This window comes from Arthrobacter sp. 10N44_2, assembly GCF_056394385.1.
The window spans coordinates 1-427 of the sequence record NZ_JBFTHT010000053.1 but is presented as its reverse complement, the minus strand read 5'-3'; the positions used below and the strand labels follow the sequence as shown (position 1 = coordinate 427).

Sequence of the window (427 nt, the reverse complement as noted above, 5' to 3'; positions counted from 1 at the left end):
GGTTGCGGCGGCGGGTGCTTTTGTCTATGGGTGGTTTGCTGTGCGCTTGTCGGGTGTTTATCTGGCGATGCTGACCCTGGCTTTTGCGCAGATCACTTGGGCCATTACCTACCAGTGGGACAGCTTCACTGGCGGGAGCAATGGGCTGACCGGTGTGTGGCCTTCGGCATGGCTGTCCAACAAGAATGCCTATTACTGGTTGACACTGCTGCTGGTGGGGCTTGGGGTGCTGTGGCTGCGGCGCGTGCTCTATTCGCCGTTCGGCTATGCGTTGCGAGCGGGGCGTGATTCGGCCTTGCGGGCTGATGCGATCGGGATTGATGTCAAGCGGATGCAATGGGCAGCGTTCGTGATTGCGGGGACTGCTGCGGGGTTGGCGGGGGCGCTCTACGCCTTTTCCAAAGGGAGCATTTCGCCGGAATCGCTC

Annotated in this window: 1 protein-coding gene; it reads left to right on the top strand. The window is 60.9% G+C overall.

Features of this window, described 5'->3' with window-relative positions; all coding sequences use genetic code 11:
• Positions 1-427: branched-chain amino acid ABC transporter permease (locus tag AC1DBX_RS20690; RefSeq protein WP_476932673.1), on the top strand; the 427-nt coding region annotated here is incomplete at both ends.